A 15,690-nucleotide genomic window follows, 5' to 3' on the forward strand; every position below is an offset into this window, starting at 1 on the left:
GGTCCCTGAGCCACCATCCCCCGGTCCCTGAGCCACCATCCCCCGGTCCCTCAGACACCATCCGGTCCCTCAGCCACCATCCCCGGTCCCTGGGCCTGTCGAAGGGCCTCAGGCGGCCGGGTCCGCCAGGCGCCGGTGCCGGCGCAGCGCCGCGCGCTGGCTCGGCGACTCACCGTGCAGGACGAGCCCCACGATCCACAGGACGACCCGCGTCGCCGTCACGACCGGCAGCGGGATCGGACCGAGGTGCGCGGTGCGGAGCCCGAGGATGCGGCGGTACTCGGCTGGGATCGTCGCGACGGCTCCCGCGAAGAGGATCCCGTAGGCGGGGAGCAGCGAGCGGTCGAGCGGCGGACGCCGGAGGAACGCCAGGGTCTCGTCCACCCTCGGGCCGCCGGTCAGCTCGCCCGCGTCGAGGTAACCGCGCAGCTGCCGGGCCAGCTCGGTCTCGGAGCGGGGCGGGTCGACGACGCCCATGAGCTCACCCGCGAGTGCCCAGTCGGCCACATAGGCGTCCGCACCACCGGGGATCCGGCCACCCCAGGTCTGTCGCACGCTCAGGAAGGCGTCGGTGAACGCCAGGTGCACCCAGCGCAGGAGGTCCGGGTCGTTGGCCGCGTACGGGCGCACCACGCCATGGGCGTCGAGGTATTCCCCGACGACGCGTTCGTGGAGCTTGAGCACGTAGTCGCTCGTCCGACGGGCCGTGTCGCGGTCGCCGTAGGTGACGGTGAAGATCCAGCGGATGGTGCCGTCGAGCCGTCCGAGCGGGTCCTCCCGGTACCGGGACCAGTCGTGCACGCCGGCGAGCGCCCCAGGGTGAGCCGCCTGCAGGAGGAGCGCCCGGATGCCGGCGACCATGGTCTCGACACCGCCGTGCACCGTCCAGGCCGCGGAGTCGGGCGTGAAGAACCCCGTGTCGGTGCCGTCCTCGAGATCGAGCGTCCACTGCGGCGGGCGGTCCTGCTCCACCGCGAAGACCGCGAGGATGCGTGAGCGGAGCCCGGCGAGCAGGCGGGTGCGCAGGCGGGAGACCGGTCGCCGTCCAGTGCCGACATCCACCACTCGATCGTCCTCCACTCGCCGTCACGACGAGCCTACGTCGGGATGCCCGCGGCCCCGCCCGTAGGGGGATCGTCTCCTCCATCGCGGTCCCTGAGCCTGTCGAAGGGCGCCTCGGCAGGGCCCCGGTCACCGGATGGGCTTGCGTGCTTCGATGAGGGTTCGGGAGGAGTGCGCGACGAACGGGCCGTCCTCCTGCAGGGAACGGTGCAGCTCCTGCAGGCGGTCGAGGTACCGCGCGGAGGTGAATCCGGGCACCATCCAGATCACCTTGCGCAGGAACCAGACGATCGCACCGACGTCGTGGAACTCGATGCGCAGCCGTTCGGTCCGCAAGCACACGATCTCGAGTCCGGCGGCACGGGCGCCGGCGGCCTCGTCGTCGGGATGACGCGCGCGACGGACCGCTTCGGGCTGTGGGCCGAGGAAGGCCTCGACGAGTTCGAACACGCTCGCCGGTCCGACGTGCTGGGCGAGGTAGCTGCCGCCCGGGGCGATCACGCGAGCCACGTCGGTCCAGTCCACGGCGACGGGATGCCGACTCGACACGAGCGCGAACGAGTCGTCCGCGAACGGCAATGGAGCACCCTCCTCCGTGCGAACGACGACGACGCCGCGCGGGTGCAGGCGGGCGGCGGCTCGGGCGAGGTTCGGTGGCCAGGACTCGGTGGCGGCGGCGAGCGGCGGAAGCACCGGCGCCGTGTCCAACACCTCTCCCCCGCCGGTCTCGAGGTCGAGCGAGGACGGGACGTCGGCCAGACGTCTCCCGAGCAACTCCGAGAACCGCCAGGAGGGGCGCTCCTCACTGGCCCGGCCGTCGAGCCAGGAGAAGTCCCACCCGTCGACCGAGGCGGCGTCGGCCTCGGCGACGAGGTCGTCGAACGATCGTGACATGGTCTCCTCCGTGCGCGGCTCCGTGGTCGGTGCGCTCATCCGACGGCCTCGAACCGGCTCGGATCGAGCCGCTCGACGTCGAACCGCGGCACCGCGTCGAGCAGCTCCCGAGTGTACGCGTGCTGCGGATGCCCGAGGACGGCCGAGGCCGGGCCCGACTCGACGACGCGCCCGTTGGACAGCACCGTCACCTCGTCGGCGATCTGCCGGACGAGACCGAGGTCGTGCGAGATGAACAGGTAGCTGAGCGCGTGCTCGTCCCGGAGGTCGAGGAGCAGTTCGACGATCTGCGCCTGCACCGAGACGTCGAGCGCCGAGGTGGGCTCGTCGAGGACGAGCACCGACGGCGCGAGGACGAGCGTCCTCGCGAGTGCGACCCGCTGGCGCTGACCGCCCGACACCTCCCGTGCACGACGCCCCTGCGCACTCGAGGGGAGGGCGACCTGGTCGAGGATGGTCGCGACGCGGCGCCGACGTTCGGCGGCGCTCCGCACCCCGTGGATCCGCAGGGGCTCCTCGATGATCTGTCCGACGGTATACCGCGGATCGACCGCCGAGAGCGGGTTCTGGTAGACCAGCTGGAGGTCGCGCGCGAAGGGGTTGGCGACGGCGTTGTCCCGCGGGAGTTCCCGGCCGACGACACGCACCGAGCCGTCGTCGAAGGAGGTGAGCCCGGCGACGATGCGCGCGAGCGTCGATTTGCCCGACCCGGACTCGCCGACGAGCGCGTGGATCGAACGCGGACGGAGGACGAGCGACGCGCCGTCGAGTGCGGGCGGCGCCTGCGGATCGCGTCCGAACCGTTTGGACACGTGCGACACCTCGACCACCGCGGGCGCCGCTTTCGTCTCGCCGCGCTGCTCCGCCTGCACCTGCTCGGCCGCAGCGCGGATGCGTTCCCGGTAGCGCAAGGGCGAGGACGCGGGCGAGTCGGAGAGCAGCCCCACCGTGTAGGGGTGCCGTGGTGCGAGCAACACCTCCTCGGCCGGGCCCAACTCGCGGACGTTCCCGTCCTGCAGGACCACGATCGCGTCGCTGCGCTCCTGCGCCAGCGCCAGGTCGTGGGTGATGAAGAGGATCCCGAGCCCGAGCTCCTGCCGGAGGCCGTCGAGGAGGTCGAGGATGCGCCGCTGGACGGTCACATCGAGCGCGGACGTCGGCTCGTCGGCGATGAGCAGCTTGGGCCTCGCCGCGATGGCGATCGCGATGAGCACCCGCTGCAACTGCCCGCCCGAGAGCTCGTGCGGGTAAGACCGCACGCGGGCCGAGGCCTGACGGATGCCCACGTGCTCGAGCAACTCGATCACGCGCGCGGGGACCTCCGAGCGCGGGGTGTCGCCCGCCACCTGGACCGCCTGGGCGATCTGCACGCCGATCCGCTGCAGCGGGTCGAGTGAACTCAGCGGATCCTGCGGGATGAAACCGAGCGTCGAGCCGCGCAGGGGGCGCCACTGCTTCCGGGAGAAGTCGGCGACCTCGTGTCCGGCGACCGTGACCCGACCGGCGGTGACCGAGCCGTTGCCGGGGAGGAGCCCCGCGACCGCCCGGGCGATCGTGCTCTTCCCCGAACCGGACTGACCCACGAGCGACACCGTCTCGCCGCGTCCCACCTGGAACGACACGTCGCGCACCGTGTCGGTCGGCCCCCTCGAGCCGCGCGTCCGGTACCCGACGGCGAGTCCGTCGACGAGCAACGGCACCGGAGCCGCGTCGACGACGTGGAGTGCGCTGTGCTGCAGGGCTGCCTGGTTCATGCGGTGGTCCTCTCGCGGGTGAGTTGGCTGAGACGGCTGATGGCGAGCACGGTGACGGCGATCACGAGGCCCGGGACGACGACGAGCCACGGCGAGGACACGACGTACTGACGACCCTCGGAGACGAGCAGACCCCACTCCGGGTCGGGCGGCGGAGCTCCGTACCCGAGGAAGCTGAGCGAGGAGATCCAGATGATCGCGAGTCCGAACTGGAGGGCCGTGAGCGACAGCACCGCGGAGTACGAGTTCGGGAAGACGTGCTTGGCGAGGACGTACGCCCGCGAACCGCCGAGATGGTGACTCGCCTCGACGAACGGCAGGTCCTTCACCGTCAACACCTCGGAGCGCATGATCCTGGTGAACGCCGCGATCGAGGAGATCCCCACGGCGACGGCCGCGTTCAGGGTGCCGAAGCCGAGCGCCACGACGACGACCATCGCGAGGAGCAGCCCGGGGATCGAGAGCAGCACGTCGACGATCCGGCTGATGACGGCGTCGACGAGACCGCCGAACGACGCGGCGACGAGCCCGAGGACCGTGCCGGCGCCGAGACCGATGAGGACGGCGACCGCCGAGCCGAGCAGGGTCCGACCGGTGCCGTGGATCACCCGTGACAGCAGGTCGCGACCGAGGGAGTCGGTTCCGAACCAGTGCGCGACCGATGGAGCGGCGAGCGCGTTGGCGTCATCGGGCTCGAGCGGGTCGTACGGCGTGAGGAGGCCGGGTGCGACCACGGACACGAGGACGAGACCGACCACGATGATCGCCAGGACGTCAGCGACCCCGAGGCGGCCGAGGAGTCGACGGAACGCGTCCGGTCCGTCGTCGGCCGCGGTGACGTCGCGGTCCGGTCGGAGTCGGAGGCTCATGCGTCCACGCTCGCTTTCGTCGGGATACCGTCGGGCACCGCCGTCCCCGTCGCCGCCGCTGTCGCGACCGTCGGCCTGGCGAGGCGGGAGCGTCGGGACCGCCCATGCCCCGGGCGGACGATGCGCGGGTCGAGGACGGGGTAGACGAGGTCGGTCACGAGATTGATGCCGACGTAGATGGAGGAGATGAGGATGACGACGGCCAGGATCACCGGGGTGTCCTGATCGCGCACGCTCTCGAAGGTGATGAATCCGAGGCCGGTGCGGGTGAACACGGCCTCGACGACGACGACACCGGCCAGCAGCTCTCCGACGACGAGGGCGAGCATCGTGATCGACGGGATCGCACCGTTCTTCAGGACGTGGCCGAGGGCGATCCGCACCTCGCTCGTCCCCTTCGCGCGGAGCACGGTGACGAAGGGTTCGTCCGCAGCCTTCCGGAGTCCCTGGATCAACACCTGCGTCAACGGACCGTTGACGGCGAGCGCCAGGGTCAGTGCCGGGAGCACGTAGGACACGAAGCCCTGATCGCGCACCGACGACACCCAGCCGAGCTGGAAGGAGAAGATCGCGAGGAGCACGAAGCCGATGAGGAAGCTCGGCGCGGAGATGGAGGCGATGGGCGCTGAGGCCGCGATGCTCCTGATCGCCCTGACGGGGGCGTACACGGCGGTGAGTGCGATGGCGAGCGACAGCACGATCGTCATGATGAACGCCACGCCTGCGAGCACAATGGTGTCCGAGAAGCCCTGCGCGACGAGGTCCGAGACGGCACGACCGCTGACCAGCGAGTACCCCAGGTCTCCCTGGAAGAGTCGGCTCACCGTCAGCGCGAACTGTTCGATCGGCGACAGGTCGAAGTGGTAGTAGGCCCGCAGTGCTTCGCCGGCGGACGGGGGCAGTGGGTTGAGCGGGCTCGTCAGCTTGTTCTCGATGGGGTCGCCGGGCAGGACGAAGAGGGTGAAGAAGACGAGCGTGTAGACGAGGGCGATCACGAGGAGCGCCTGGGCGACGCGCCTGATCACGTACTCGCGGTACTGCCGGTGTCGCGTGTCCGCCGCGCTGGCGTTCGGATGCTGGTTGGACATGTGGGGCCTCCTCTCGGAAAGGGACGGGACCGGAGACGGGAGGGCCGTCCGGTCGACGGCCCTCCCGCTCGCTCAGTCCTCGATCGAGGTGTTGTAGAACTCCGGCAGGGCGCCGTCGGTGAGGGAGAAGCCCTTCACCCGCTGCTGGGTGACGAACACCTGGCTGTCGTTGAGGATCGGGACGACATAGGCCTGGTCGATCAGGTGGTCCTGGATCTGTCCGAGGATCGCCGCACGGGTGTCGTCGTCGGTCGCGGCGTTCTGCGCGTCGAGCAGCGACTGCAGGGTCGTGTCGGAGCCGGCGAGACCGAGGAGGTCGGACCCGTCCTTGCTGTAGTACTCGCTGAGGCCCTTCGAGGGGTCAGGGTGCGGCCAACCGACTCGGAGCGCTCCGACCTCCGGGTCCGCGAACGCGGTCGCCCAGTAGGTGGAGTAGTCGAGCTCGTTGAGTGACAGCTCGATACCGACGTCCTTGAACTGGTTCTGGATCTGCTGGAAGAGGCTCTTCGCCGTGTTGTCGTAGACGTCGATGTAGGTCTTCACCGTGAGCCGCTCGCCGCCCTTCGTGCGGTAGCCGTCCGCGTCGCGCTCGGTCCAGCCGGCGCCGTCGAGGAGGCGGTTCGCCGCATCCGGGTCGTAGGCGAACTTCGCCGATTCGTCGACGTAGCCGAAGGTGCCAGGCGACAGGACCGACGTCGCGGGCGTCCAGCTGTCGGTGTACTGCGTCTCGATGATCTGCTCACGGTCGATCGCGTGCAGCAGCGCCTTGCGGACGTCGACGTCGTCGAGGAACGGCGCCTGACTGCGGAGGAACCACTGGTTGCTGAGACCGACACCCGTCTTGGACACGACGTCGTAGCCGGCGTCGACGAGCCCCTGCTCCTCGCTCGGCTGGACGTAGCGGATGACGTCCGCCTCGCCCGACTTCAGGGTGCCGAGCCGGACGCTGTCCTCCTGCACGGGGATGACCGTGACCGAGGCGAGGTGCGCCTCGCCCTGGTTCGGGGAGGACGGCGGGGCCCAGGCGTACCCCTCACGACGGTTGAGCACGATCTCCTTGCCGTAGGTCTCGGAGGCGACGACGAAGGGACCGGAGCCGATGAGGTTCACGAACTTCGACTGCTCCTCCTTGCTCGCGTCGATCGTGGCGTCGGCGACGAGCCCGGATCCCCACCCGGTGAGCACGTTGAGGAAGGGCGCGTAGGGTGCGGCGAGGACGACGGTGACGGTGCTGGTCGCGTCGTCCGGCGTCGCCACGAGACCGGACGGGAACTGTGCGTTCGGGGTCGTCCCCTTCGCCTCGTCGCCGGTCGACTGCCAGTTCAGGTTCTTCGCGACGCTCGCGGCGTCGACGGCGGTGCCGTCGCTGTAGGTGACGCCGTCACGGATCACGAAGGTGTACGTGAGACCGTCGGGGCTGACGGTCCAGGAGTCGGCGATCCACGGTTCGAGTTCGCCCGTCTCCGCGTTCGGGTAGAGCAGGCGGTCGGTGATGTTCTGCTGCAGCGCACGGGTCTGCCACGTGCCCGCCTCCTGCACCTGCGCCGAGGTGGGGATCTCCGCATCGAGGTAGGTGAGGCTGCCACCGTCCGCGTCGGACGAGGCCGACGCCGCCGAGCAGCCGGTCAGCGCGATGCTCACGGCGACGAGGGCTGCGGCGGCGAGTCGTGCTCGCCGTCTGGTGGTTCGGGTCATGACGGGTACTCCTGTGGGTCGGGGTGGTCCGGTGCTGTGCCGGTGTGGTTGCCCATCCTGGACGGCGCACCGGGCCACCCCGCTGCTCTGTTACGACAGGTTTCCCACGGGTTCCCTCGATGACGCCGTGTGACCGTCGACCGTCCCGTCGTGCTGGTCGCCGAGGTTCCGTCCTCCGCGGTATCGTGCGGCCGGGTGGTCGTCGGGGAGCCGGGCCGCCCCGCCGGTCAGGCGCTCGCGGAGCGTCTCCCCCGGTCGATACGCGTCGCGCAGCCGCCCTCGGCGACGCAGCTCCGGCACGACGAGTTCGACGAAATCGGTGAGCGTGTCGAGGCTGTGGTACTGCCGCAGGTTGATGCCGTCGATACCGATCTCGTCCAACCATCGCTCGATCTCGTCGGCCACGACCTCGGGGGTGCCGACGGCGAAGAAGTCCCGCTCGAGGTCGCTGCCGACCCGGCTGATGAACTCGCCGACGGTGCCGGCCGTCACCTGGGGCGGGAGCGCGTCGGCCGGGACCCCCTCTGCGGCGAGCGCCTCGGCGACCGTCCGGTCCTCCGGGTGCGCCTCCGGGTCGAACGGCAGCCCGGCGTGGACGAACCGGCCGACGATGCTCGCGTGCTCCCGGTACTGCGCGGCCTTCGCCTCGGCCTCCTCCTGCGTCGGCGCGACGATGACGGCGGCCTGGACGACGATCTTGAGCGCGGCCCCGTCGCGTCCGTTGTCGGCCGCCGCCGCACGGAACCGTTCCAAGAGCGGTCCTGCACCGCCGGGACCCCGTACGCCCGTGAACACCGCCTCGGCGTGCCGTCCGGCGAACGCGATGCCGGCCGGCGAGGCGGTCGCGGTGTAGAGCAGCGGTGTCCGCTGCGCGCTGGGCTCGGACAGGTGCGGTCCGGCGACCTGGAAGTAGCGCCCGACGTGGTCGATGTACCGCACCTTGTCGGGGTCCGAGTAGACGCCGGCCTCCCGGTCACGGATGACGGCGTCGTCGTCCCAGGACCCCTCCCAGAGCTTGTAGAGGACGTCCAGGTACTCCTCGGCGATCGCGAACCGCTCGTCGTGCGGGATCTCCTCGGCGAGGCCGAAGTTGCGTGCGGCGTTGGGCAGGTACGAGGTGACGATGTTCCACGCGACGCGGCCGTTCGTCAGGTGGTCGAGGGTGCTCATGCGACGGGCGAAGGCGAACGGTGGCTCGTAGCTCGTCGAGAAGGTGATGCCGAAGCCGAGGTGCTCGGTCACGGCGGCCATCGCGGGGACGACGAGCAGGGGGTCGTTGTTCGGGATCTGCAGGCCCTCGCGCAGGGCGTCGGCCGGGCCGCCACGGAACACGTCGTAGGCGCCGACCACGTCGGCGATGAAGATCGCGTCGAACCCGCCCGCCTCCGCCGTCCGAGCGAGCGTCGTCCAGTACCGGATGTCGGTGTACTGGTCGCGTCGGTTGTCCGGCAGGCGCCAGAGGCCGTGGGTGATGTGGCTCACGCAGTTCATCTCGAACAGGTTGAGGATGAGCTGCTTGGGGTGGGACTGCGTCGGGCTGGACGGTGCGTTGATGATCGACTCCTCCGGTGCGGCGGCGATCGGTCCGTCCGGACCGGGCCGTCTGAGCACCCTAGGCGCAGCGGGAGGGGCGAGGTCCGGCCGCGGTGTCACATCACGTCATACGGAGCGCTGCGACGCGGGGTCCACGTCGATCGGTCAGCGGGCGTCGGGTCAGTGGGCGATCGGCGGGACGCGGTCCTGCCAGCGCAGGCGCCGCTCCAGTTGCGCACCGAGGGCGAGCAGGGTCGCCTCACCGCCGGGACGCCCGATCAGCTGAACGCCCATCGGCAGTCCCTCGGACGTCTCGTGCACCGGGAGCGTGATGGCCGGCAAGCCGGTCGCGTTCACGAAGGAGGTGTGCGGCGCGTAGCGCACCTGCTGCTCGAAGTTCAGCTCGGGCGAGTCCTGGTCGTACCATCCGATGGGACGTGGCGTCTGGGCGAGGGCCGGCGTGATGATCGCGTCGAACGGCGCGAACTGCGCGAGCACGCTGCGTTCGAACCGGTGGAGACTGGCGAGCGTCTCCATCAGCCGGGTCGCCGGCAGCGCCCGACCGCGCTCGACGAGGGACCTCGTGATGGGTTCGAGGAGCGTCAGCTCCGCCTCCGAGGACGCCGGGACACCGGCCGCCGAGGCCTGCCAGATCGTCGTGAAGTCGGCCGGGTACCGTTCGGCGTCGCGGAGGGTGAGCTCCTCCAGGCCGTGCCCCATCGCGGCGAACGCCCGGGTGGCGACGTCGACGGCCGCGAGGGCCTCAGGGTCGACCGCCAGCTCGAAGGCGCTGTCCCAGGGTGAGCCGGCGAGGACCGCCAGCTGGAACCGGCCCTCGCCGCGCACGGCGTGCCCGAGCAGCGGTCCGTCGTCGGCGTCGGGTGCGCGCAGCGTGAAGTGGTGGTCGATGCGTCCGTGCACGCGCTCGATCATCGCGTCGAGCAGGAGCGCCGCGTCGGCGACGGTCCGGGCGATCGGCCCGGGGACGACGAGGCCGGCGAGTCGGTCGACACCGGAGCCCGCGGGGACGAGCCCCCGCGTGGGCTTCAGGCCGACGAGCCCGCAGGCGGCCGCCGGGATGCGGACGGAGCCGCCGCCGTCGGAGCCGGGGGCGAACGGGAGGAGCCGCGCGGCGACGGCGGCTGCGGCCCCGCCACTCGACCCGGCCGCCCCACGGTCGAGGGCCCACGGGTTCCGGGTCGGTGTCCCGTCGAGCGGCTCCGTGTAGCCGTAGAGCCCGAACTCCGGGGTCGCGGTCTTCCCGAGGCTCACCGCACCGGCCCGGTCGAGGACGCCGACGAGCTCGTCGTCGGTCGTCGCCACGAGATCCGCTGTGAGCCGCGACCCGAAGCGGACGGGCTGACCGGCACGGGACACGAGGTCCTTGTCGCCGATCGGGAGTCCCCAGAGCGGTGCGGTCCGAGGAAGTGCCTCGACCGCCTCCACGCGTTCGGCGAGCGATCCGGCGGCGACCGAGGGGAAGGCGCCGATCGCGTCGTCGAGCCGCTCGATGCGGTCGAGGTAGTGCCGGGCGAGCTCCGTCGGTGAGACCTCGTCCCGCTGTAACGCCTGCCACTGCTCGAGCGCCGTCAGCTCGTGGAGTTCCGCCATGCGACCAGCCTAGGCGCGGCGGTGGCCACAGCCCGTCCGTTCCCTGCCCGTTCCGGTCCCCGTTCCCGGGCGGTTCCGGTCCCTGGGCCTGTCGAAAGGCGTCGACCGGTTCAGCGCTTCAGGGACTTCTGGAGGAGGACCGTGCCGATCCAGCGGTCGAACTTGAACCCGACACGGCCCATGCGGCCCACCTCGGTGAACCCGAACTTCTCGTGCAGGGCGATCGACGACTCGGCGCCCTTGTCGGCGATGACGGCCAGCATCTCCTTGAGCCCGGCGGCCTTCGAGCGCTCGATGAGCTCACCGAGCAGATCGGTGCCGAGGCCCTTGCCGGTCGCTGCGGCTCCGAGGTAGATCGAGCTCTCCACCGTGAAGCGGTAGGCGCGCTTCTGCTTCCACGGCGCACACAGCGCGTACCCGAGGATCTGTCCGGTCGGGTTGACGGCGACGATGAACGGGAGCTGCAGCCGCTGCAGGTAGGCGAACTTGGAGCGCCACTCGGCGAGGGTCATCGCGTCCTCGTCGAAGGTGACCATGCTGTTGGCGACGTAGTGGTTGTAGATCGCCCGGACGTCGGGCAGGTCGGCCGCAGTGGCGTCGCGCATCGTGAATGCGAAGGGGGTCTCGGGGGTCGGCGGCTTGCGCAGGTGCGGCGGCAGCCGTCGCCTCGGCTCGTACTCCTCTTCCAACATCCCCCAAGCCTAACCAGGGGGTGGGTCGGCGGACAGCCCTTGCGGTCGACCCCACGACCCGGTCGTCAGTCGAGCGACCAGTCGATCGGGTCCACGCCGCGGGAGACGAGGAAGTCGTTGGTGCGGCTGAACGGCTTCGAGCCGAAGAACCCGCGTGAGGCGGAGAGCGGACTCGGGTGCGCCGAGACGATGACGTGACGGTCGGGGTCGCTCGATGATTCGAGCAGCGGGGCCAGTCGTTCGGCGTCCTTGCCCCAGAGGATGGACACGAGCGGTGCGGGGCGTGCGGCGAGCGCCCGGATCGCCTGTTCCGTGACCGCCTCCCAGCCGTGTCGGCGGTGGGAACCGGCGGAACCCGCCTCGACCGTGAGGACGCGGTTGAGGAGCAGCACGCCCTGTCGGGTCCACGGACTGAGGTCGCCGTGTTCCGGCGTCGGGACACCGAGGTCGTCGCGGAGTTCCCGGTGGATGTTCGCGAGGCTGCGTGGCAGCGGGCGCACGTCCCGGTCCGCGGCGAACGACAGGCCGATCGGATGACCCGGAGTCGGGTACGGGTCCTGCCCGACGATGAGGACCCGGACCGCGCTGAACGGCGTGCGGAAGGCCCGCAGGACGAGCTCGGGGGCCGGTAACCATCGGGCACCGTCCGCCGCTTGCGCCGCGAGCCAGTGGTCGATCGTCGCAAGACGATCGGCCACAGGCGCGAGTGCGTCGGCCCAGCCCTCGTCCATCGACCCCGCCGCGGCGAGCTGTGCCGGGCTACCGCCGAGGATCCCGTTCGTCATGGCCTACTGCTGCTGCGGCTGCTCGGCACCGATCGTGCGGACGACGACCCCGTGCTCGGCGGTGAAAACCTGCCAGACGCTGCCGCCACCGAGGACGGAGAGCGCCCCCTGCCCGACCACGAGCGCCGTGTTCTCGTCGATCGCGACACCGCCGTCGACGACCCCGGCCTCCGTCGCGGCGACGAGCCGCCCGAGGGTGCCCCACTGTGCGGCGTGCGCCTCGACGGCGATGTCGACGAGCCCGAGACCGTCGCCGATCGTGACCTCGTCGAGTTCCTCGGACGCCGCCTCGGGGCTCACGGGGACCTCGCCGACACGCCATCCGCCGATGATCGCGTGCTCGGCGGCGATCATCGCGCCGGCCGAGATGCCGAGGTAGGGCAGACCGGACGCGACGAGGCGTCGGATGTCGGTGGCGACCGGCGCGACCGCCTCCGCGTAGGCCGAGGGCAGCCCGCCGCCGACGACGATCCCGTCGACCTCGGCCAGCTGAGCCTGCGCGACCACACCGCCCTCGCGGACGACCACGCGGATCGCCTCGATCTCACCGGAGCGTGCGACGGCACGTTCCAGGGCGGCGGACTGCTCGAGTCCATCGCCGTCGTGCACGACGACGATCGCGATGCGCGGGGCCAACCGACCGGCGACGACCGCGAGCGCGGCCGCCTCGGCGATGAACGCTGCGTAGACGGTCGACTCGGTCTCTGGGGCGGCCGGACCGCCGAGGAGGAAAACACTCACCCTGAGACCCTACCCGGCACCCCGGATCAGGCGGGGACGATCAGGCCGTGATCGTCGGCAGCGTCGACCAGGGGAAGGAGATCCAGCGGTCGACGCGCTTCCACACGTAGTCGGGACGGAGCACCGTCTGCGGCTTCTCGTACAGCGTCACCGTGCGGACCTCCGCGCCGCTCGCCTGCATGAGTTCCAGCACCATCGCGAGCGTGCGACCCGAGTCGGACACGTCGTCGACGAGCAGCACCCGGCTCCCCGGCAACCCGGCCACGTCGAGCAGCGGCGGGAGCACGACGGGCTCGGGGAGACGCGCGTCGACCCCGGTGTAGAACTCGACGTTCAGCGCGCCGCACGCCTTCACGTCGAGGGCGTAGGCGATGGCACCGGCGAGCAGGAGCCCCCCGCGCGCGATCGCGACGACGGAGTCGGGCCGGAACCCGCTCGCGACGATCGCACTGGACAGTTCGCGGGCCGCGTCACCGAACGTGGGCCAGTCGAGGACCTCTCGCTCCGGGGACGCTGCGCTGGGGTTCTCGGTCGACATCCCCCAACGCTATCCTGCCGGCCGGGCCGCCTGTACCATCCCCACATGGCGCGAGACAGCACGACGACCGGCGGAGCCTCGGCGACCGGATGGCGGACGTCGATCCGTGGGTCGGCAGCTGGTATCACCGCAGGACTCATCGGCTGGTTGTTCCTCGTCGAGATCACGAGCGGTGTCCTGCAGGGCTACTACGTCCCACTCATCCCCGACCTCGTCGAGCACCTGGGCATCCACGACGCGGACTTCAACTGGTTCGAGGCCGCGCAGCTGCTGTTGTCGGCACTCGTCGTCCCCATCCTCGCGAAGCTCGGCGACATGTTCGGACACAAGCGGGTCCTCCTCGTCTCCACCGTGTTGACGGCCGGTGCCAGCTGGTGGCTCGTCGTCGCCGGGGACTTCTGGTCGTTCCTCGCGGCCTGGGCGCTGCAGGGCTTCTACGTCGTCTGGCTGCCGCTCGAGATCGCACTCATCTTCGAGCGGGGCCGCCGCTCCGGCACCGGGGCCTCGCAGACCCGGCGGGCCGCCGGCCTCCTCGTCGTGGCGCTCGAGGCCGGGGCCATCATCGGTGCGCTGTCGAGTGGACGCATCCTCACCGCCCTCGGCGGCGACATCCCACTCACGATGATGCTGCCGGCCGTCGCGGTGACCCTCGTCTTCTTCGCCATCCTCTTCGGCGTCCCCGAGTCCGAACCCCTGCCGGGCAGGACCCTGGATTTCGCGGGCTTCGTGCTCCTCAGCCTCGCGCTCCTCCTCATCACCTCGGGGCTCACCTTCCTGCGACTCAACGGTCCGCAGACGTGGTGGGTGTGGGGGCTCATCGCGATCGGCGTGCTCGCGTTCCTGCCGTTCGGGCGACATGAACTGCGGCAACCCGACCCGGCGATCGACCTCCGGGTGCTGCGGCAACCCAACATGTGGCCGGTGCAACTGACCGCGGGGCTCATCGGGATCAGCCTGCTCGGCGCCCAGGCGCCGCTCAGCACCTATGCGGGGACACCGCGGGAGAACGGATACGGCCTCGGGCTCGACGCCGGTGACATCTCCACGCTCATCGGCGCCTACCTGATCTCGATGATCGTCGGTGCGCTCCTGTTCCCACTCGTGTCGCGCTGGGCGACGCCTCGGATCGCGCTGATCATCGCCGCCTCACTCGTCGCGGTCGGGTACCTGCTGTTCCTCCCGTTCCACCTCGAGACGTGGCAGGTCTTCCTGAACATGGCGATCGCGGGTCTCGGCTCCGGTGCCCTCGTCGGCGCCATGCCGGCCGCGGCCGCGGCCGCCGCACCTCGCGGGCAGACGGGTGTCGCGTCGGCGCTGACCAACACGACGAAGACGATCGGTGGCTCCTTCGCCTCGGCCGTCTTCGGCGTGGTCCTGTTCGCCGGCGCCGCGCAGGCCGTCACGGCCGGAGCGTCGAGCCTGTCCGGCTATCTCACGGTCTGGGCGATCTGCGGGGCGGGCGCGCTCGTCGCCGCCGTCCTGCTCTGCTTCGTCCCGAAACTCGCCTTCGCGGATGCGGCCCCAGTCGACACGGGACCCGAGCCACGCATCGATCCCGCTGCTGAGCGCCCGACCGCTCACTGACCTCCCGACCGGTCCCTGAGCCTGTCGAAGGGTTACTCCGCGACGCGCAACGGCCCCTTCGCCAGGCGGTACGGGGCGGCCTGGGCGACCGGCTTGATCGTGATGAGGTCGAGGTTGACGTGCGGCGGCAGCGAGGTCGCGTGGACGATGGCCTCGGCGACGTCGTCGGCCGAGAGCGGATCCGGCACGTCCTCGTAGACGGCGTCGGCGCGGTCCTGGTCGCCACCGAAGCGCACGAGCGAGAACTCCTCCGTGTGCACCATGCCCGGCGCCACCTCGATCACCCGGATCGGTTCGCCGTTGAGCTCGAGCCGCAGCACCTCGAAGAGCGCGCGCTCCGCGAACTTCGCCGCGTTGTACCCGCCGCCACCCACGTAGGCGACGTGGCCCGCGATCGAGGTGACACCGACGATGGTGGCGGCACCACCCTCCGGGATGCTCCGACGGAGGATCGGCAGGAGCGCCTGGACCACGCGCTTCGTGCCGAGGACGTTGATGTCGAACATGCGCCGCCAGTCCTCCGCGTCGCCGTCCTCGACGGATGCGAGGCCGAAGGCACCGCCCGCGTTGTTGACGAGCGCCTGGGCGCCGCCGAGCTCCTCCACCCGGGCGGCGAGCGCGTCGACGTCCGCCTGCACGGTCAGGTCGGCGACGACCGCGGTGCCGCCGATGTCCGCGACGAGCGCCTCCAGCCGCTCCGCACGGCGGGCCACCGCCACGACCTCCCAACCGTCGGCCGCGAAACGCCTCGCCGTCGCCTCCCCGATCCCTGAACTCGCACCGGTCACCACCACACGTCTCGTCGTCATGCCTCCAGGGTAGCCACCGGGCCGAGCCGTTACGC

Annotated in this window: 14 protein-coding genes; 1 reads left to right on the forward strand and 13 read right to left on the reverse strand. The window is 70.9% G+C overall.

Annotated elements, in window-relative coordinates:
- Positions 1-108 precede the first annotated feature (108 nt).
- The 12 genes from BWO91_RS12570 to BWO91_RS12625 form a co-directional block, all read right to left on the reverse strand.
- Positions 109-1,062: an oxygenase MpaB family protein gene (locus BWO91_RS12570; protein ID WP_240555489.1), complete on the reverse strand. Its 954-nt coding sequence runs from the start codon at positions 1,060-1,062 to the stop codon at positions 109-111.
- Between the two features lie 129 nt (positions 1,063-1,191).
- Positions 1,192-1,956: an SAM-dependent methyltransferase gene (locus tag BWO91_RS12575; RefSeq protein ID WP_079003967.1), complete on the reverse strand. Its 765-nt coding sequence runs from the start codon at positions 1,954-1,956 to the stop codon at positions 1,192-1,194.
- Positions 1,957-1,991: 35 nt separating this feature from the next.
- Complete coding sequence (locus tag BWO91_RS12580) at positions 1,992-3,710, reverse strand: dipeptide ABC transporter ATP-binding protein (RefSeq protein ID WP_079002781.1); 1,719 nt, start codon at positions 3,708-3,710, stop codon at positions 1,992-1,994.
- Complete coding sequence (locus BWO91_RS12585; RefSeq protein WP_079002782.1) at positions 3,707-4,579, reverse strand: ABC transporter permease; 873 nt, start codon at positions 4,577-4,579, stop codon at positions 3,707-3,709. Before BWO91_RS12585 ends, BWO91_RS12580 begins: the two co-directional genes overlap by 4 nt.
- Positions 4,576-5,667 carry an ABC transporter permease gene (locus tag BWO91_RS12590; protein ID WP_205847523.1) on the reverse strand — a complete coding sequence of 364 codons (1,092 nt, stop codon included), beginning with the start codon at positions 5,665-5,667 and terminating at the stop codon, positions 4,576-4,578. Before BWO91_RS12590 ends, BWO91_RS12585 begins: the two co-directional genes overlap by 4 nt.
- 72 nt (positions 5,668-5,739) lie before the next feature.
- The gene (locus tag BWO91_RS12595) at positions 5,740-7,362 is read right to left on the reverse strand and encodes an ABC transporter substrate-binding protein (RefSeq protein WP_079002783.1); all 1,623 of its coding nucleotides are present in this window, start codon (positions 7,360-7,362) and stop codon (positions 5,740-5,742) included.
- 90 nt (positions 7,363-7,452) lie between these two features.
- A complete protein-coding gene (locus BWO91_RS12600) occupies positions 7,453-8,973 on the reverse strand; it encodes an NtaA/DmoA family FMN-dependent monooxygenase (RefSeq protein ID WP_240555491.1) in 1,521 nt (506 codons plus the stop codon).
- Between the two features lie 102 nt (positions 8,974-9,075).
- Entirely contained in the window at positions 9,076-10,506 is a 1,431-nt protein-coding gene (locus BWO91_RS12605; protein WP_079002784.1) for an amidase, read from the reverse strand.
- Positions 10,507-10,616: 110 nt separating this feature from the next.
- A complete protein-coding gene (locus BWO91_RS12610; RefSeq protein WP_064295270.1) occupies positions 10,617-11,198 on the reverse strand; it encodes a GNAT family N-acetyltransferase in 582 nt (193 codons plus the stop codon).
- A 65-nt stretch (positions 11,199-11,263) separates the two neighbouring features.
- On the reverse strand, positions 11,264-11,983 hold the full coding sequence (locus BWO91_RS12615; protein ID WP_079002785.1) for a uracil-DNA glycosylase: 720 nt from the start codon (positions 11,981-11,983) through the stop codon (positions 11,264-11,266).
- A gap of 3 nt (positions 11,984-11,986) precedes the next feature.
- Positions 11,987-12,724 (reverse strand): Type 1 glutamine amidotransferase-like domain-containing protein, encoded by a 738-nt coding sequence (locus tag BWO91_RS12620; protein WP_064295268.1) that lies wholly within the window; start codon positions 12,722-12,724, stop codon positions 11,987-11,989.
- A 40-nt stretch (positions 12,725-12,764) separates the two neighbouring features.
- Complete coding sequence (locus BWO91_RS12625) at positions 12,765-13,262, reverse strand: phosphoribosyltransferase (RefSeq protein ID WP_071262460.1); 498 nt, start codon at positions 13,260-13,262, stop codon at positions 12,765-12,767.
- Between the two features lie 45 nt (positions 13,263-13,307).
- Here BWO91_RS12625 and BWO91_RS12630 point away from each other — a divergent pair, with 45 nt between their 5' ends.
- The gene (locus BWO91_RS12630) at positions 13,308-14,846 is read left to right on the forward strand and encodes an MFS transporter (protein WP_079002786.1); all 1,539 of its coding nucleotides are present in this window, start codon (positions 13,308-13,310) and stop codon (positions 14,844-14,846) included.
- A gap of 32 nt (positions 14,847-14,878) precedes the next feature.
- Here BWO91_RS12630 and BWO91_RS12635 read toward each other — a convergent pair whose 3' ends face one another.
- Positions 14,879-15,655: an SDR family oxidoreductase gene (locus tag BWO91_RS12635; RefSeq protein ID WP_175117759.1), complete on the reverse strand. Its 777-nt coding sequence runs from the start codon at positions 15,653-15,655 to the stop codon at positions 14,879-14,881.
- Positions 15,656-15,690: the final 35 nt, after the last annotated feature.

Source organism: Plantibacter flavus, from assembly GCF_002024505.1.
GTDB lineage: Bacteria > Actinomycetota > Actinomycetes > Actinomycetales > Microbacteriaceae > Plantibacter > Plantibacter flavus_A.